The following is a 17,143-nucleotide window of genomic DNA, read 5'->3' on the forward strand; positions in this document are numbered from 1 at the left end:
GATGTCCGTGTCCCGCGGCAGTTGTCCGGACATGGCATCCGGTGCGGTGGGATATCGGTATCGGTGTTGATGGTGCAACGACCTTACTGTGAAGGCCACTTGCGCATCACGTGAACGGATAAGCTCGCTTTTGGGGCTGTTCCTTGGGGGGAACACGGATTGTTCCGGGGGGAAGGCGAGCGTCCATGTCCGATGCCGAGCAGCACAAGCCGTTCGAGGGCCGCACCCTGCTGGTCGTCTCGACGAACTATGCACCGGAGCTGACGGGCATCGGCCCGTACGCCGCACAGCTCGCCGAGCACTGGGCCGCGGCCGGGGCCGACACGCACGTACTGACCGGGATGCCGCACTACCCGTCCTGGCGGACCGACCCGGCGTACCGGGGTGTGTGGCGGGTCGCCGAGAAGCGGGCCGGGGTCGCCGTGCACCGGCGAAGACACTATGTGCCGACCCGTCAGACTGCCCTGCGCAGAGCCGCGTTCGAGGCGACGGTGCTCGGTCACGGGCTGCTTTCGCCGCCCGCCTCGCGCCCGCCGGACGCGGTGGTGTCCCAGATGCCCAGTCTCGCCGGCGGTGTCATCGGTGCCCGGCTGGCCGCCCGCCACCGCGTCCCGTACATACCGGTCGTGCAGGACCTGATGGGTGCCGCCGCCGCGCAGAGCGGCATCCGGGGCGGGGGCAGGGCGGCAGCCGTCGCCTCGGCCGCCGAACGGTACGCGCTGCGCTCCGCGGCCCTCGTCGGCGTGATCCACGAGAGCTTCGTGCCCCGCGTCACGGCGTACGGAGTGGACCCTGGGCGCATCCGTACCGTGCCCAACTGGTCGCATGTGCGGGCGCCCTCCGCCGACCGGGCCGACACCCGGGCGCGACTGGGCTGGAGCGAGGGCACCCCGGTGGTCCTGCACTCCGGGAACATGGGGCTCAAGCAGGGCCTGGAGGTCCTCGTCGACGCGGCCCGGCTCGCCCCGGAGATACGCGTGGTGCTCATGGGGGACGGGAATCAGCGCCAGGCGCTGCTGGGGCGCGCCGCGGGCCTGCGCAACCTCGACATCCTGCCCCCGGCCGACGCGGCCGAGTTCACGGACATCCTCGCCGCCGCCGACGTGCTGGCGGTGACGCAGCGGGCATCCGTCCTCGACATGAGCGTCCCGTCCAAACTCACCTCCTACTTCGTCTCGGGCCGGCCCGTCGTGGCCTCGGTCGCCGACGGGGGAGGCACCGCACAGGAGGTCCAACGGTCCGGCGCCGGGCTCCTCGTCGCCCCGGAGGACCCCGCGGCCCTGCTGTCGGCCGTGCGGAAGCTCGTCGAGGCGCCGGCCGGGGCGGACGCGCTCGGGGCCAACGGACCGCAGTACGTCGCACGTCACCTGAGCCGCGAGGCGGGCCTGGCCCGCTTCGACGCCCTGCTCACCGAGGTCCTCGCGGACGCACAAGGGAGACCACGCCGATGAACCAGCCGATCCGCGCCCTGGAGGACCAGGACGAACCCGCGCTGCTGAGGGACCAGTTCCGCCAGCTTCTGCGCTACCGGGCCCTGCTCGCCTCCGGCGTGGTCGTCGGGCTCCTCGGCGGCGGCTGGCTCGCCCTGAGCGGCGAGGAGAGCTACACGTCGACGGGCGAGGTCGTCGTGCGCTCCGCCACCTCGGACCCCTTCGCCGCCGGTGCCTCCGCCGACAAGGGCATCAACATCGGCTCGGAGAGGCAGACCGCCGTCAGCGACACCGTGGGCACCCTGGCCGTCGCCACCCTGGCCAGACAGGGGGACCGGGTGGAGCTCCGGCCGCTGTTGTCCGGCCTCCAGGTCACCAACCCGCCGAACACCCTCGTACTCCGCTTCTCCTACACCGGCCGCACCCCCGCGCTGGCGAAGGACCGGGCCCAGGCACTCGCCGACGCCTATCTGGAGATCCGCAGACAGCGCACCGAGGACAGCATCGCCAACATGGTCGAGGGCTACCGCGCCCAGCTGAATCCGCTCACCACGCAGCGCGACCAGCTGGCGCAGCAGGCCACCGGGAGCGACGACGTGACCAGCGCACGGGCCAACCTCGTGGTCGCGATCTCCGAACTCAGCCGGAAGATCTCCGAGTTGCACGCTCTGGACACCACGCCCGGATACCTGACGAAGAAACCCGTCGCCCCCGGCGGGCCCACCGGCGCCGGACTGCCCCTGCTGCTGGGGCTCGGCGGTGTCGTCGGCCTCGCACTGGGACTGCTTCTGTCCTGGGTGCGCCTGGTCTTCGACCCGGCCGTGCGCTCGACCCGGGAGCTGGTCCGTTCACTCGGCGCGCCCCTGCTCGGCAGCCTGCCCAGGGAACGCGCGTCCGCCGGGACGCTGCTGGCCATCGGGCGGAGCGGCAGCCGGCTCGCGGAGGAGTACCGCGCGGTGGCCTTCCGGCTCGCTTACGATCCGTCGTTCGCCCAGCGCCGCAGACTCCTGGTCACGGCCCCGCGCGGGGACGGCGCCGGGGCGGCCGCCGCCGCGGCCAACCTGGCCGCGGCCTTCGCCGAGATGGGACGTGACGTCATCCTGGTCGAGGCCGATCTGCGTACTCCCGCACTGGCCAGGGACCTGGGCCCGGCGGTGCAGGGTTACCGGCCCCGCTGGGCGACCCGTGGCGAACGCGCCTGGCCGTCCGAGAGCCGGATGAACGTGGATGTACCCGGGTCGGGTGCCTTCACCCTGATAGCGGGCCGGCGCACGGACAATGTGCCGCGTGCCCTGACGTCGGCGCCCGTCGGCGTGATCGTCGCCGAGGGCGACCGGCCCGGCGCCGTCGTCATCGTGCTGGCCCCGCCCGTGCTGTCGTACGCCGACGCCGTCGCACTGATCGACCGGGTGGAGGGCGTCGTGGTGGTCTGCGACCCGCGCGAGGTGCACCGCAGCGACCTGGAGCGGATCCGGGAGATCATCGGGGCGGCGGGCGGCACCGTACTCGGCGCCCTGCTGCACCCCGGCCGGAGCCGCCACGAGCGCCGGGCCCTCAGGAAGGCTGCCAAGCGCCACACGGGCGGCGGACGTCCGGGCCGGGGGAGCGGAGCGGTCAGCGGGCCGGAGCACACCGGTGACCCCGCCGAGACGCTGGGACTGCGCCCCTACGACTCCACCGCCGGACACAGATGAGGGCACGGACCGCGATCGGCTGCTCGGTCGCGGACCAGGGGGTGGCCGCGCTCACCAACATCCTGGTTCTGGTGACGGCCGCCCGGCTCTCCACCGTCGCCGACTTCGCCCGCTTCTCGGCGGTCTACCTCGTCTTCACGGTGCTTCTGGGCGTGTCCGGCGCCTACACCGGGCAGCCGCTCGTGCTGCGGCGCGGCGGGAGCGACGAGGTGCGCGGCGCCTGCCGGTCAGCGGTCGTCTTCACCCTGCTCGCGACGGCAGTGCTCGGCACCGTGCTGGCCGGAGTCTGTCTGCCGCTGCCGGGAGCCACCGCGCATGCCCTGATGGCTCTGGGACTCGTCCTGCCCGTCGTCCTGGGCCAGGACACCATGCGGTACGTCTTCTCCACCCTGCACCTGCCGCACCTGGCGCTGGCGGCCGACGTGCTCAGACTGGTCTGTGTGCTGGGCGCGCTGGCCGTCCAGCCGCACGGAACCCCGGCCGCCCGGCTCGTCATCGTCTGGGGTCTTTCCACACTGCCGGCCCTGCTGCTGTCGACCGCCCTGCTGCACCGCAGGGTGGCCGGATCGCCCTTGCGGCTGAGGGTCCTGTTGCAGCGAGGCCATCTGGGGCGACGCTTCGTGGTGGAGTTCGCGGTGGGCAACGCCACCGGACAGCTCTCCGTGCTCGGTCTCGGCGCGGTCGGCAACCCCCTGGTGGTCGGTGCCCTGCGCGGCGCGACCACCCTCTTCGGACCGCTGAACGTGCTGTTCACCTCGGCCACCGGCTTCGGACCGCCCCTGCTGGGAAGGCTCGCCGACGAACGGCGCAGGGTACGGGCCGCGGCGACGCTCGCGGGCGTCCTGGCGGCCACCGCCGCCGTCTGGGCCACCGCACTGGCCCTGCTGCCCGGCGGAGTCGGCCGCCACCTGCTCGGCGACACCTGGCCCACGGCGGCCGCCCTCCTCCCGGCGACCGGCAGCCAGTACGCGGCGATGGCCGTCGGCACCTGCGGCCTGCTGGCCCTGCGCATGCTCGACCCGCGCACCACCCTCTCCATCCAGGTGGTCTTCTCGCTCGCCGCCGTCGCCTTCCTCACCGGCGGCTATCTGCTCGGCGGGGTGTCGGGTGCTGCCTGGGGCCTGTGCCTGGGCTCCGTGTGCAAGGCGGTGGCCACCTGGACCAGGGTGGCCGGGCTGACGCGCCGCACCGCCGTCGAACGGGCACCGCTCAGCGCGGACGCCGCCCGGCCCGGCTCCGGAAGCTTGTGACCAGCAGCAGACAGAGCGCCGCGACGGCCGGCTTTCCTGCCGCCTGCAACAGCGGCCCGCGCAACAGAATGAAGGTGTACCCGGCGATCAGCGGCGCGGTGACGGCCAGCACACTGCCGGGTCCCGGACCGTCGCGGGAGACGGCCCGCGCGTACCGCCGGTCGGTACGGGCGGCGACGTACCCGATCAGCGCGAAGGCACCGGCCATGCCCGGCGCACCGAAGTCGACCCAGAGTTCGGTCCACAGCGGTGCCGACAGGTTGGTCATGCTCATCCCCATCCACTGACCGACGCGCACCCCCGTGTCCTCCGGCTTGCCGTTCCACACCGAACGAGGCACGAAGAAGAGGGCGGAGCCCGCCAGTTGACGCCCGTAGGTGTGGCCGTGGGTGTCGACCCAGGTGATGGTGTTGGCGAACATCACCGTCTGGTCGTAGTCCTTGGTGGCCAGCGGCTCGAACACCGACGAAGAATCCACCGGCCGGTACCCAGCGCCGTCGTAGCGGAAGCGGTCCGCGTACGGGAACAGCACCAGGGCCCCGACCACCCCCATGGCCAGTACCGAGCGGTACATCGCCGCGCTGCTCGGGAACGCGGTGAACAGCAGTGAGACCAGTACCGTCAGGAACCAGTAACGGGCGTTGGAGACCGGGTTGTTGACGATCGCGTTGAGCCCGATCAGCCCGGCCCAGACCAGCACCGTCGACGGGGCGCGCCGGGCCCTGCGCGAGGTCACGAGGCGACGGGTGAAGAAGAGCAGCGCGAGCAGCGCGGGCACCGTACCGAAGCCCTTGAGGAAGGCCGATCCCACATTGGACTGACCCGACACCACCCCGCTCGCCGCGACCGACGCACTGATCTCCTGGCGGCTGGTGAAGAAGACGGCGGGCCCGCCGAGCTTCAGGACGTAGTAGCCGCTCGCCGCGAACGCCAGCAGCACCAGCAGCCCGAGCCGCCCCCGGTGGGCGACGGCCGGACCGCTCCCGGAGCGCGCGGCGACCCGTCGGCGCAGCGGTCGCCGGGAAGCCAGCAGAGCCCCCAGGTCGAACGCGGCACAGCCCACCAGGATCAGCGCGACGGCCGTCACCAGATCCGACCGCGGCCCGACCATCGGCGTCGGTGTCTGCCCGATGACGGCCTGGGCGAACGGCGCCACCCCCATCGCGATGTAGACGAACATCCAGAAGATGCCCTGGAGCAGCCGCCGCCGAGTGGAGAGGATCATGGTCGCGAGCCGGGCCCCCGCATAACAGGTCAGCACGAGCTGGAGCCAGTACGCGGTGTCCCGGACGCCCGTGCCCGGCTGCGCGGCGATCACCGCGGGCAGGAAGCAGACCAGGGCGAGGATGAGAGGTACGGCCAGAGCGCGCGAGAGCATCGCCCACGACATGGGCTTCGCCGGCGAATGGACCGGCTCTCGCGGGCCGTGCTCCGGTACGGGCGCGGACGGCACCGCCTCGTGCACGGACGTCATGTGCTCCCCGTTTCCGTGGACCTGTGAACACTCTAACGAATCAACCCACTTGGGGTGTTTGGATGACTAGTCTGTGAGGGTCGGCCGAGGTCGAGGGGAACCTGGTGAAGATCCTGCACGTGGTCACGCTGCACACCCCGGACCATGCGTTCGGTGGCCCGACAAGGGTGGCGCTCAACCTGTCGAAGGTCCAGCGGGCCGCCGGTGACGACGCCAGGATCATGGCGCTGGGCGACGGCTTCGAGGGGCCCCTCCCGCGCGAGGTCGAGGGAGTGCCGGCCCATCTCTTCCGGGCCCGCCATCTGCTCCCCGCGTTCGAGGTCAGCGGAATCACCTCCGGTGCGCTCCTGCACACCGCGCGCCGCATGATGCGCGGCGCCGACCTCGTCCACGTCCATCTGATGCGCGACCTGGTGACACTGCCTGCCGCGCTGCTCGCACTGGCCTCCGGCACACCCCTGGTCGTCCAGACGCACGGCATGGTGGACCCCACCGAGAACCGGGTCGCCCGGCTGACCGATCTGCTGGGGGTGCGCAAGGTGCTGCGCGGGGCCGACGCCGTACTGCACCTCACCGAGACGGAACGCCTCGATGTGAACGCCGTCGCCGCGCCGGTCCCATTGACCCGCACGGTTCGGCTGGTCAACGGCGTACGTCCGCAGGAGATCAAGCCCACCCGGGAGCCGGGGCGGCCGCCGACGGTCCTCTTCCTCGCCCGGATCCAGGAGCGCAAGCGCCCGGAGGACTTCGTCGCCGCGATGCCGGCGGTCCTGGCCGAGCATCCGGACGCCCGCTTCGTGCTGGCCGGTCCCGACACCGGCGCGTTGCCCGCGACCCTCGAACTCGCCCGCAGGCTGGGGGTGATGGGATCGCTCGACCACGTGGGGCCGCTCGGGCACGAAGAGGTCCTGGCGGCGGGACGGCGCGCCGACGTGTACGTACTGCCGTCGATCGAGGAGCCCCTGGGCGTGTCCGTCCTCGAAGCGATGTCGGTCGGCACCCCCGTGGTCATCACCCGCACCTGCGGACTCGGCCCCGATGTGGCGCGCGCGGGCGCGGGCCGGGTGATCGACAGCCGGGTCGGCGAGGACGGGAAGAACGCCCTCAAGGTCGCCGCCGCCGTCCTGGAACTCCTCGAACCGGAGGCCAACACCCGGGCGGGCAGGGCGGCTTGGCGCCTGGTCAATGAGGACTTCACCATCGGGGCCGTGACCGCGACCCTCCGGCGGACCTACGAGGACGTGGTCCGCCGGAGCGGCCGACAGGTCAAACGGTCCTTCCCTCACGGGACTTGAGCGCGATCTGCCAGCGGTAGAAGCTCATCGCCAGCGCGAAGTCGAACCCCGCCCGCCCGTCGAGGAAACCCCGTCGGTACACATACATGTAGGCGAACGACACCAGGGGCTTGAACGGTGCCTTGTGGAACAGCTGCCCCTGGCGCGATTTCACCCTGCGCACCTGCTCCTTGACCTCGGGGTGGTGCTCCAGCCACGCCTCCCAGTCCGAGTAGCGGTTGTGCCGCTCGAACCAGGCGGTGACCGGGTCGAGATCCTGGTGCTCGATCGGATTGCGGAGCGATCCGGCCGATGCGGCGACCGGCTGGTAGTGGCCCTCGACCTCGCCGATTCCCGGCGCGTCGAGATCCCCCACCTCCGGGTACCGGCAGCGGGTGCGGTCGGTCAGCGACCGCTTGCGGATGGTGTAGCCGTGCCGCAGCCGCTTCCCGGAGAACCAGTAGCCGAGCGGAATGTCGTACGCGGCGGGCTTGGGCGCACCGGGGTCGGCGAAGATCCGGCGCAGTTCGGCCAGCAGACCGGGACTGATCCGCTCGTCCCCGTCGAGCAGCAGAATCCAGTCCAGGTCCGTGCGGACATGGTCCAGACACCACTGCTTCTTGCGCGGGTGACCGCCGTCCCAGGTATACGTGATCACCTCGGCCCCGCAGTCCTCGGCGATCTTCGCCGTGTCGTCGGTGCTGTGCGAGTCGACGACGACCACCGCCTCGAAATGGCCGAGCACCGACTTCACCGCCTCGGCGATGTTGAGCCCCTCGTTCTTCGTGGGGATCACCACGGCTATCGGCAGCTTGCTCATCCGAGGTCTCCTTCGGGCAGCCAGGCGTAGCAGCCTGTGGAGGTGAAGGCGCGGGCCTCCCGGGGGACGGTGATCGCGGCCCGTTTCCCGGCGGGGGCGGAGCCGGAGACCAGGGCCCTGCCGTCCGCCCCGGTGATCTGCCAGGTGCAGCTCCCGGTGGGGGAGACGTCGTGGTAGCGGCCCGGCCGGAGCCGTCCGTCCGTGTGCGTGCCGTCCGCGTAGCCCCGGGCGGCCTCCCGCAGCAGGTCCCTGTGCTGGGTGCACAGGTGCTCGACGGCGGGCTCCGCATCGGCGATCTCGCCGGTCACGATCGCGCCGACCGCCACGTCCCGGTCGGCCTTCACCAGGAAACCCAGCCTGTCGCAGGTCTCCTGGCCGGTCTGGAGCACGGCCGCCGGGTCCATGCCCCTGGGCACCCGGTCGACCAGATAGTCCCTCTGCTTCTTGGTGAACGAGCCGGTGGCCGGGGTGAGTTCATCGGAGGGAAGCTTCGGCGGATCGCTCGTGCGCGGAGCCGAGGGGCCACTGGACGCGGTGGTGCCGGGCCCGGCCGACGGGGCGGTGAGCGGGGCCCGTACCGCCGACGGCCCGGCGCCGCTCGCCCCCTTGTCCCCTTCGGAGGACGAGCCGCAGGCGGCCAGCGCCGCCGTCAGTGCGACGACGGCGGCGCCGGCCCGGAACGGATACCTCATCCAGTTGTCCTCAGCGCGTAGTGGGCACTGACCTGCGAGCTGCTCAGCGCGGTCGGGTAGACGGCGGTCTCGTCGATCTGCCCGGCGAAGAAGTCGCTCGTCGGCCTGCTGGGCCAGCCGTTCAGGTTGTCCCCGCCCACTCGCCAGTAGCCGTCGTACTTCTCGTTGCCGGTGTACAGGGCGGTCGAGGCGCGGAGCTTCCCGTCGACGTACAGCGCCATGCCGCCGGAGCCCTGCGTGGCGACGACGTGGTGCCAGGCGCCGTTGTTGTAGGCGGCGGGTGTGGTGATGGTCCGGGCGCTGCCGCTCTTCACGCCGAAGACCAGCCGGCCGTCGTCGCGCATGTAGACGTGCTTGTCGTACTGGGTGCTGTTCTGCATGGTCAGACTGCCGAAGCCGATGATCTTCCCTCCCTTGGCGGTCGTCGTCCTGATCCAGGTCTCCACCGAGAATTTGGCCGGCTGCGGATGGCGCTTGTTGCTGTAGACGTACTGGTTCGAACCGTTCAGGCCGACCGCGGTCGAGGCTCCGGTCACCGCGGCCGGGGTCACCCGCCGGGCGGGCGAGTTGCGCGCGAAGCCGCTGTCCCGCCCGGCGCCGGTGTCTCCCGCGAAGGTCGAGGCGTCGTCGTACCGCCAGTAGAGCGAAGCACCGTCCGCGAGGACCTTGGCGGGATACTTCTCGGCCGCGGATGCCACCGTCGCGGAGACGGCGGTCGACTTGGCGCTGGTGTTGGTGCCGTCGCTCGCACTGATCCGGTACGAGTGGGTCTCGCCCGCGGCCACGTCCGTGTCCGTCCACCTCAGCTGCGGCCGGTCCCAGAACATGGAGCGACCCGTCGTGGTGTGCACCGGGGTGCTCGCACCGTCCCGGTAGATCCGGTAGGTGAGTTCACCGTCGTCGGTGTCGAAGCTCGCCTGCCAGTTGACCTCCACCTTGCCCGGGGCGACCGTGGACAGGCTGACGTTCGGCACCCACGGAGCCCCGGTGTCGGGACCGTCGGCGAACCGGGTCAGGCCCTGCTGGGCGGCGCCGTTGACGGTGGTGAACTCGCCGCCGACCCACAGATAGTGGTGACCGCCCTTGTCGGCCTGGGCCATCACCCGCGGCCCGACCGGCTCCCCGATCCCGTCGTTGGTGTCCGGGAACCAGGGAAGCAGTTTCGGATCGTCGACGGACTGGGCCAGCAGATGCTTGCGCGGCTGGTTCGGGAACTCGCCCATGGTGGCGCAGTCATGGGCGTGACTGCCGCTGTACAGCACGCCGTTGTGCACGAGCACGGCCTGGGTGGCGCCGAGGCAGGTGTCCCGCCAGCGCTGCTCGAAGTTGCTCAGGTTCAGTGCGATCCGGCCGTCGAAGACACCCCCTCCGGTGCCCTCGTTGGCGGTGTAGAAGCCGGTGGCGTCCGTGGTCAGGTCCTTCACCGTGGAGGTGTTGGGAATGAACCCGGCCGGATAGCTCTTGGCCACGGCCCCCGTGGTGGCGTCCACGACCGCCAGGGCGTGCGACGTGGTGCCGTTGACCTTGAAGAAGTCACCGCCGATCAGTACGTGCTTGCGGTCGGGCGTGAGCTCGACGGCCCGGCCCACCTCGTCCGTGTTGGCCTTCCACGGCTTCAGCGCGGCGCCCGTGGTGACGGCGGCGAACTTGTTCCTGGTCTGTCCGGCCACCGAGTTGAAGTCACCGCCCAGGTACACGGTGTCGGCGGTGACGGCGAGCGCCCGTACCGTCGCGGAGACGGCGACCTTGAAGTTCTGGCGAGGGGTGCAGGTGGCGGTGTCGATCGCGGCGAAATTGCTCACCCCGACGCCGCTCACCGAACCGAAATTCCCTCCGACGTACAGGGTCTTCTGGTCGGGAGAGAGTGCCAGGGCCCGCACGGTCGCCGTGCCGGACGAGAGTGTGAACGACAGGCTGCAGCCGGTCGGCGCACCGGTCGCGGCGTCGAAGGCGGCGAAGTTCACCGCCGGCCGTTCCGAGGTGCCGGCTGCCGCGTCCGGCGGCCGGACGGTGGAGAAGGTGCCGCCGGTGTAGACGACGCCGGCGTCCGAACCGGCCATCGCCCAGACGATGCCGTTGGTCTGCCAGGTGGTGAGGTCGTCCGCGGTCAGGGAGACCGGCGGGGTGAGGGCCGTGGCCGGGGAGCCCCCGGACGCGGCGGCGGTCAGCGCTCCGGCGAGCAGGCAGAGCGCGGCGGCAGCGGCACGTAGCCGGCCGCGGCCGGAGCGCCTGCGCCCCGTGGTTCCGTTCATCATTCAGCTCCGAAGGTGAGAACGAGCTGCGGCCGGGAGGCCGCGGCGCCCGGCTCCACCGGGGTTGCGGTGGAGTCGGTTGTCGTATCGGTCCCGGGCGATCTCATCGGTCCACCCGCACGGCCGCTCCGGCGAGTTGGTCGGACAGCTGGCGGATGTCCGCCTCGACCATGATCCTGGCGAGCTCCCGCGACCGCACGACCGGTTTCCAGCCGAGCAGTTCCTCGGCCTTGGTGGCGTCCCCGATCAAGGCGTCGACCTCGCTGGGGCGTTCGTACTTGGCGTCGTGGCGGACATGTTCGCGCCAGTCCAGGCCCGCGTGGGCGAAGGCGTACTCCAGGAACTGCCGGACGCTGACGCCCTCGCCGGTGGCCACCACGTAGTCGTCCGGGTCATCGCACTGGAGCATCCGCCACATCGCGTCGACGTACTCGGGGGCGTACCCCCAGTCGCGTACGGCATCGAGGTTGCCCAGGTGGAGATGGGTCTGCAGGCCCGCCTTGATCCTGGCCACCCCGCGAGTGATCTTCCGGGTCACGAAGGTCTCGCCGCGGCGCGGGGACTCGTGGTTGAAGAGGATCCCGTTGACCGCGAACATGCCGTAGGCCTCGCGGTAGTTGACGGTGGACCAGTACGAGTAGACCTTGGCGACGCTGTACGGGCTCCGCGGATGGAACGGGGTCCGCTCGTTCTGCGGCGGCGGGGTGGCGCCGAACATCTCGGACGACGACGCCTGGTAGACACGGGTGTCGATGCCGCTCGCGCGGACCGCCTCCAGCAGCCGGATGGTGCCGAGACCGGTGATGTCACCCGTGTACAGCGGAGCGTCGAACGAGACGCGGACGTGCGACTGCGCGCCCAGGTTGTAGACCTCGTCCGGCCGGATGTCGCGGAGCAGATTCACCAGCGCGACACCGTCGGCGAGGTCGGCATGGTGCAGCAGAAACGAACGGTTCTCCTCCTCCGGCCCCTGGTATATGTGATCTATGCGCTCGGTGTTGAAGCTCGACGAGCGGCGTATCAGTCCATGGACCGTGTACCCCTTGTCGAGCAGCAGCTCGGACAGGTACGAACCGTCCTGTCCGGTCACGCCGGTGATGAGCGCGGTCTTCGCCACGACTCCCCCTTCTCTGGTCACCTGAGTGGCTGTTGTTCCGCACCGAATACTTCCCGCCGAAATATCTGAATTGAGCTGTCTGCGGTAAGACATCACCGCGGGCTGCGGGTGCTGGCAGAATCCGGCCCATGACGACTGATCTCCCCGGCCCTTCCCAGGAATCCGTCCGCCCCCTCCTGCGATCCGGTGCGCGCATCTTCGTCGCGGGCCACCGTGGCCTGGTCGGATCGGCGGTGGTGCGCCTCCTCGCCGCCGAGGGGCACGAGGTGATCACCCGTGATCGGGACCATCTCGATCTGCGCGACGCCGCGCGGACCGAGGCGTTTCTCCGTGAGGTCCGTCCGGATGCCGTGGTGCTGGCCGCCGCCAAGGTCGGCGGGATCATGGCCAACCACACGTATCCGGTGCAGTTCCTCGAAGACAATCTGCGCATCCAGCTGAGCGTCGTCGCCGGGGCGCACGCGGCCGGGGTCGAGCGGTTGCTCTTCCTCGGCTCGTCCTGCATCTACCCCAGGCTCGCCCCGCAGCCGATCCCCGAAAGCGCCCTGCTCACCGGCCCGTTGGAACCGACCAACGAGGCGTACGCGCTGGCCAAGATCGCCGGAATCGTGCAGACCCGGTCCTACCGCCGGCAGTACGGCGCCTCGTACATCAGCGCCATGCCCACCAACCTCTACGGCCCGGGGGACAACTTCGACCCGGAGACCTCGCACGTACTGCCCGCGCTGATCCGCCGCTTCCACGAGGCGTGCCGGGACTGCTCGTCCGCGGTCACGCTCTGGGGTTCCGGGAGTCCCCGCCGGGAATTCCTGCACGTCGACGATCTCGCCGCCGCGTGCCTCCTGCTGCTGGAGCGTTACGACGGCGACGAGCCGGTCAACATCGGTTGCGGGAGCGATCTGACGATCCGTGAACTGGCATCCATGGTCCAGAATGTGACGGGATTTCAGGGAACCGTCGAATGGGACACGACGAAGCCCGACGGCACCCCGCGCAAGCTGCTCGACGTCTCCCGGCTCACCGCTCTCGGCTTCGTGCCGCGGATCGCGCTGCGTGACGGGATCGCCCGGACCTACGCATGGTGGCTGGAGCGGCAGACCGCGCAGGTCTGAGCGGGCCCGGCGGACCGACCGGCGCGGGTCGGCCGCGCACAGCCGGAGCGTTCGCGCTCCTCCCATCGACGGCCGCCGCTCTCAGTACGCCCCGCGGCCGTCGGTGACGGCGCGCAGCGTACGGGCCATGAGTCCCACGTCCGTGGCCACCGACCAGTTGTCGACGTACCACAGGTCGAGCGAGACCGTCTCCTGCCAGGACAGGTCCGAGCGGCCGCTGACCTGCCACAGACCGGTCAGTCCCGGTTTCACCGTGAGCCGCCGGAGCTCGCGCTCGTCGTAGCGGGACACCTCCTCCGGCAACGGCGGGCGTGGACCGACCAGTGACATGTCGCCGCGGAGCACATTGAGCAGTTGCGGGAGCTCGTCGAGCGAGGACCGGCGCAGCAGACGGCCGATTCCGGTCACCCGGGGATCGCGGCGCATCTTGAACATCGGGCCGTCGATCTCGTTCGCGGCGACGAGCCGCTGCTTGTGGCTCTCCGCGTCGGCCACCATGGTGCGGAACTTCCACATCGTGAATGGCCGATTGTGCTGCCCGTGGCGGATCTGGCGGTGGAACACCGGCCCGGCGGAGCCGAGCCGTACCGCCGCGCCGATCAGGATCAGCAGGGGTGCCAGGACCAGTAGGCCGAGGGCGGCGCCGACGCGGTCCACGACGGCCTTCAGGGCGGGCTGCGGCCCCCGGCGCAGGGGTGGCGCGATGTGCAGCAGGGTGAGCCCGGCCGCCGCGGTGGGCCGCACCCGGTCGGCCGCTATGCCCGAGAGCCCCGGCAGCACGGACAGCGAGAGCCCGCCGTCGTGCAGCCCCCGGGTGAGCCGGCACAGCCGCTCCTCGGAGAGCCGGGGCCCGGGAACCACCAGCGCCAGGTCCGCCTCCTGGGCGAAGGCCCCGCCCAGCACGGTCGACACGTCGTCGTCGGCCGGAGCCGGTGCGAGCCGGCCCGGCACCGTGACCCCGCACTCCAGCGGTGCGGTCCCCACCGGGACCGCGGCCACGACCGCGTACGGATGGTCCGCACGGGACGCGAGCATCCGGACGGCGCGGTCCACCCCCGGCGCCTCGCCGACCACCAGCACCCGCCGGACGGCCCGCTGCCGGCGCCCCGGCCACGGCAGCCGCCGCAGGGCCTGCGCCGCGATGCCGGCCGGCAGGCCGGGCAGCAGTGCCACGACCGTCTCCGCGGGATCGGCCGATCCGCCGGTGATGGTGCCCAGCACGGCGAGCACACCTATGAGGAGCAGCCAGTCCCCGGTCGTGCCCAGCACCCCCGGCGGTCCGCCCGGGGGCCGGTCCGCGTACCGGCCGCGCACGGCCCGCAGGCCGGACCACGCCAGTGCGGCCACGGCCACGGACGCGGCCACCGCGGTCCGCGACTGCTCGCCGATGCGCAGGACGAGCCATGCCGGAACCCCGAGGCCGAGAAGTTCGGCGCCGACGACGACCGGTATGCACCGGGCCGTCCTTCTCCTCGCGGCGGCCGGCCCGGAACGTTCGCGCTGTGCGCTCGGCGCCCTCCACAACGCGTCGAGTTCGTTGCTGCGAGGCCGATCCGCAACAGACCGCGGACGCGGCGCTCCCGCCAGTCCCACGGGTGCTGATCTGTCCGAATCGGGTAGCTCGACATGCCCCATGAACCCCCCAGTCACAGTTGCATCGTCACAAACGGGGCGCATCCGCCGATCTCATGGACTGACGGATGCGCCCTCGCTCGGTGCACGATATCCACACACGTGCCATTTCGCTGGAGTTCTCGTGAAGTTCAGACATGCGCACTGACTCGGATCTCGTCCCGTTCCGCGCCGGATCTCTTGGTCTGCGGCCAATTATTGGCATTTGAAATACACCTGAATCGGGTTGTGTGCGGACATGTATGCCGGCAACTGCTCTGCCTGCCCACCAGGTTCGTCCGCGACGACGTGCTGTCGGGAGACCTTCCCCGGCCAACAAACGAGCAAGTGGGCAGTTGGTGACGGCCGTTGGCCGAATCGTTTCGGTGTGTTGTGCCGACGCGGGAGTGCGCCCGGGGCGGTGACGGAGGGGCGCGTGGTGCTCAGCCGCCGTCGAGTTCATCCTCGGGCCGGGGCGGCCACGCGGCCGCCGTCCTTCCCGGCGCCAGATGATCCACCACTTCGGCCAGTTCCTCGCAGGCGCGTTCGATCCTGTGCCGGATATTGCTCTGCTCGGTCACGAGCGCCGCGAGCAGCAGCGCGATCAGGGCCACGCAGCCGTTGAGCACGGTGAGGTTGACCATCACGTGAAGGATGGTATGGCCCTCGAACGGACCCACCCCCTGCGTTCCCGCGATCACTGCCAGGACCGACACGAGGAGGGCGCAGGGCGCGCTCCCCGCCAGCCGGAATCGCAGGGCGGCCCAGACGACCAGGGGGAACACCAGGTAGAGCATCGCCAATGAGCTGCGGGTCGCCACCAGCGAGATCGTGACGGAGACGATCAGCAGCACGCTCGCCTCGATCCACCGGTCGGTGGTCCGCGGCATCCGCAGCCTGCGCAGCACGAGCAGCAGCGGGGTGACCACGAGCACCCCCATGGCGTCCCCCGACCACCATGCCGCCCAGACAGGCCAGAACCCGCTCAGGGGCAGTTTGCCGTCCAGCAGCAGCATGCCCGTGCCCACGGTCGCGCTGATGACCATCCCGGCCAGCGCGCCGAGGAAGACCAGCATGACCCCGTCGCGCAGCCGGTCCAGCTCCCTGCGGAAACCGGCCCCGCGGAGTATGAGATACGAGCAGACGGGCGCCACGGTGTTGCCCGCCACGACGGCGAAGGTGGAGGGCGTGACCGAGCCGCTGAGTGTGGCGACGACGAGCAGGGAGCCCAGCGCGATACCGGGCCAGGCGCTCAGGCCCAGGTAGAGCAGGGCGCCCAGCGCGATGCCCGTCGGCGGCCAGAGCGGTGTGACGACCGCGCCGTGGACGGACACCTCCCGGATGAGGCCGAGCCCTCCGGCCGCGTAGTAGGCAGCGGCGACGGCCAGGACACGCAGTACGGCCACGGCCGTACTGCTGGTTCTCTCGCTGCGGATCACACATCTCATCAGACACCGCCCGGACGGGTGGCGGCTGTTTGACACGCCTACGGCCTGTCCTGCGGATCAGGGTCGGCCGGGGGCGGCCCCGTGACGTACCACGAGGACGGCGGCGTCGTCCTGGTGCCCGGTCTGCTCCGCCGCCCGCAGCACCGCGTCGGCCAGCTCGCCGGCGTCGGCGCCGACCTGTGCGAGCACCAGCCGCATCACCGCATCCATACCCCGGTCGATCGGGAACGAAGGACCCTCGACCACTCCGTCCGTGACCAGGACGAACGCGCCCGGAGCCGTCAGCTGCCGCCGGGTGACCGGATACCGCTCGCCCGCCTGGATCCCCAGGGGCAGCCCGCCCTCGTCACTGGTCAGGCCGGAACGGCCGTCGGCCGTGGCCCACACCGCGGCGACATGCCCGGCGCGGGCACTGTGCAGTTCCCGGGTGTGCGGGTCGAGGCGGACGAACGTACAGGTCGCGAAGAGGCCGGAGCCCACCGAGACCAGCAGGTCGTTGGTCCGGCCCACGACCTCGCCGGGGTCCGTGGCGGTGGCGGCGATCGCCCGCATGGCGATGCGGATCTGGCCCATGAACGCGGCGGCCTCGACGTCGTGGCCCTGTACGTCCCCGATGGCGAAGGCCAGCGCACCGTCCGGCAGTACGAATCCGTCGTACCAGTCGCCGCCGATGTCCAGCCCGCTGCGGGCCGGTGTGTACCGGGCGGCGATCTGGAGGCCGGGACGGGCGGGCAGCGCCGCGGGGAGCATCTCGCGCTGGAGCACCTCGGCCAGTTCCACCCGCGCCTGATGGAGCTCCACCTCGCGGCGGGCCCGGGAGGTGAGCTGTTGCAGCGTGGTGAGCAACTCCTCGGCGCTCGCCGAACGGGGAGGACGACGCCGGTTCATGGGCCGCTCCGCACTGCGTTCGCCCGCGCGGCGCAACACAGGGACTGCCGCGGCGGCGCCGACGGACCGGATCCCGGTGCG

At 71.2% G+C, this 17,143-nt stretch carries 13 protein-coding genes; 5 read left to right on the top strand and 8 right to left on the bottom strand.

Going from position 1 to position 17,143, the window contains the following annotated elements; all coding sequences use genetic code 11:
• The first annotated feature begins 185 nt into the window (after positions 1–185).
• From OG611_RS24020 to OG611_RS24030, 3 genes are read left to right on the top strand one after another with little or no spacing between them, the layout of a single operon-like run.
• Complete coding sequence (locus OG611_RS24020; RefSeq protein WP_266423672.1) at positions 186–1,451, top strand: glycosyltransferase; 1,266 nt, start codon at positions 186–188, stop codon at positions 1,449–1,451.
• Positions 1,448–3,124 carry a lipopolysaccharide biosynthesis protein gene (locus tag OG611_RS24025; RefSeq protein ID WP_266423674.1) on the top strand — a complete coding sequence of 559 codons (1,677 nt, stop codon included), beginning with the start codon at positions 1,448–1,450 and terminating at the stop codon, positions 3,122–3,124. Before OG611_RS24020 ends, OG611_RS24025 begins: the two co-directional genes overlap by 4 nt.
• Positions 3,121–4,374 carry a hypothetical protein gene (locus tag OG611_RS24030; RefSeq protein ID WP_266423677.1) on the top strand — a complete coding sequence of 418 codons (1,254 nt, stop codon included), beginning with the start codon at positions 3,121–3,123 and terminating at the stop codon, positions 4,372–4,374. The genes OG611_RS24025 and OG611_RS24030 overlap by 4 nt, the downstream gene beginning before the upstream one ends.
• Here OG611_RS24030 and OG611_RS24035 read toward each other — a convergent pair.
• A complete protein-coding gene (locus OG611_RS24035) occupies positions 4,334–5,848 on the bottom strand; it encodes a hypothetical protein (RefSeq protein ID WP_266423679.1) in 1,515 nt (504 codons plus the stop codon). The genes OG611_RS24030 and OG611_RS24035 overlap by 41 nt on opposite strands.
• A 104-nt stretch (positions 5,849–5,952) precedes the next feature.
• Here OG611_RS24035 and OG611_RS24040 point away from each other — a divergent pair, with 104 nt between their 5' ends.
• On the top strand, positions 5,953–7,143 hold the full coding sequence (locus OG611_RS24040) for a glycosyltransferase (RefSeq protein WP_266423681.1): 1,191 nt from the start codon (positions 5,953–5,955) through the stop codon (positions 7,141–7,143).
• Here OG611_RS24040 and OG611_RS24045 read toward each other — a convergent pair.
• The 4 genes from OG611_RS24045 to gmd all read right to left on the bottom strand — a co-directional run bounded on the left by OG611_RS24045 (position 7,115) and on the right by gmd (position 12,003).
• The gene (locus tag OG611_RS24045; RefSeq protein ID WP_266423684.1) at positions 7,115–7,942 is read right to left on the bottom strand and encodes a glycosyltransferase family 2 protein; all 828 of its coding nucleotides are present in this window, start codon (positions 7,940–7,942) and stop codon (positions 7,115–7,117) included. The genes OG611_RS24040 and OG611_RS24045 overlap by 29 nt on opposite strands.
• Positions 7,939–8,634 (bottom strand): hypothetical protein, encoded by a 696-nt coding sequence (locus tag OG611_RS24050; RefSeq protein WP_266423686.1) that lies wholly within the window; start codon positions 8,632–8,634, stop codon positions 7,939–7,941. Before OG611_RS24050 ends, OG611_RS24045 begins: the two co-directional genes overlap by 4 nt.
• Positions 8,631–10,889 carry a LamG domain-containing protein gene (locus tag OG611_RS24055; RefSeq protein WP_266423688.1) on the bottom strand — a complete coding sequence of 753 codons (2,259 nt, stop codon included), beginning with the start codon at positions 10,887–10,889 and terminating at the stop codon, positions 8,631–8,633. The genes OG611_RS24050 and OG611_RS24055 overlap by 4 nt, the downstream gene beginning before the upstream one ends.
• A 100-nt stretch (positions 10,890–10,989) precedes the next feature.
• Positions 10,990–12,003 carry a GDP-mannose 4,6-dehydratase gene (gene gmd, locus OG611_RS24060; protein WP_266423691.1) on the bottom strand — a complete coding sequence of 338 codons (1,014 nt, stop codon included), beginning with the start codon at positions 12,001–12,003 and terminating at the stop codon, positions 10,990–10,992.
• 128 nt (positions 12,004–12,131) lie between these two features.
• Here gmd and OG611_RS24065 point away from each other — a divergent pair, with 128 nt between their 5' ends.
• Positions 12,132–13,115 carry a GDP-L-fucose synthase gene (locus OG611_RS24065; RefSeq protein ID WP_266423693.1) on the top strand — a complete coding sequence of 328 codons (984 nt, stop codon included), beginning with the start codon at positions 12,132–12,134 and terminating at the stop codon, positions 13,113–13,115.
• Between the two features lie 81 nt (positions 13,116–13,196).
• Here the strand turns inward: OG611_RS24065 and OG611_RS24070 are convergent, their stop codons facing one another.
• From OG611_RS24070 to OG611_RS24080, 3 genes are all read right to left on the bottom strand, one after another.
• Positions 13,197–14,750 carry an exopolysaccharide biosynthesis polyprenyl glycosylphosphotransferase gene (locus OG611_RS24070; RefSeq protein WP_266426176.1) on the bottom strand — a complete coding sequence of 518 codons (1,554 nt, stop codon included), beginning with the start codon at positions 14,748–14,750 and terminating at the stop codon, positions 13,197–13,199.
• Positions 14,751–15,169: 419 nt separating this feature from the next.
• Positions 15,170–16,165 carry an MASE1 domain-containing protein gene (locus OG611_RS24075; RefSeq protein ID WP_266423696.1) on the bottom strand — a complete coding sequence of 332 codons (996 nt, stop codon included), beginning with the start codon at positions 16,163–16,165 and terminating at the stop codon, positions 15,170–15,172.
• 66 nt (positions 16,166–16,231) lie between these two features.
• Complete coding sequence (locus OG611_RS24080; RefSeq protein WP_266423698.1) at positions 16,232–17,062, bottom strand: PP2C family protein-serine/threonine phosphatase; 831 nt, start codon at positions 17,060–17,062, stop codon at positions 16,232–16,234.
• Positions 17,063–17,143 lie beyond the last annotated feature (81 nt).

Origin of the sequence: Streptomyces sp. NBC_01363 (assembly GCF_026340595.1) — a bacterium.
Classification (GTDB): Bacteria; Actinomycetota; Actinomycetes; order Streptomycetales; family Streptomycetaceae; genus Streptomyces.

Coding starts and splice junctions, on each gene's coding strand:
- OG611_RS24020 (WP_266423672.1), top strand. CDS start 186: ATGTCCGATGCCGAGCAGCACAAGCCGTTCGAGGGCCGCACCCTGCTG.
- OG611_RS24025 (WP_266423674.1), top strand. CDS start 1,448: ATGAACCAGCCGATCCGCGCCCTGGAGGACCAGGACGAACCCGCGCTG.
- OG611_RS24030 (WP_266423677.1), top strand. CDS start 3,121: ATGAGGGCACGGACCGCGATCGGCTGCTCGGTCGCGGACCAGGGGGTG.
- OG611_RS24035 (WP_266423679.1), bottom strand. CDS start 5,848: ATGACGTCCGTGCACGAGGCGGTGCCGTCCGCGCCCGTACCGGAGCAC.
- OG611_RS24045 (WP_266423684.1), bottom strand. CDS start 7,942: ATGAGCAAGCTGCCGATAGCCGTGGTGATCCCCACGAAGAACGAGGGG.
- OG611_RS24050 (WP_266423686.1), bottom strand. CDS start 8,634: ATGAGGTATCCGTTCCGGGCCGGCGCCGCCGTCGTCGCACTGACGGCG.
- OG611_RS24055 (WP_266423688.1), bottom strand. CDS start 10,889: ATGATGAACGGAACCACGGGGCGCAGGCGCTCCGGCCGCGGCCGGCTA.
- OG611_RS24065 (WP_266423693.1), top strand. CDS start 12,132: ATGACGACTGATCTCCCCGGCCCTTCCCAGGAATCCGTCCGCCCCCTC.
- OG611_RS24070 (WP_266426176.1), bottom strand. CDS start 14,750: ATGGGGCATGTCGAGCTACCCGATTCGGACAGATCAGCACCCGTGGGA.
- OG611_RS24080 (WP_266423698.1), bottom strand. CDS start 17,062: ATGAACCGGCGTCGTCCTCCCCGTTCGGCGAGCGCCGAGGAGTTGCTC.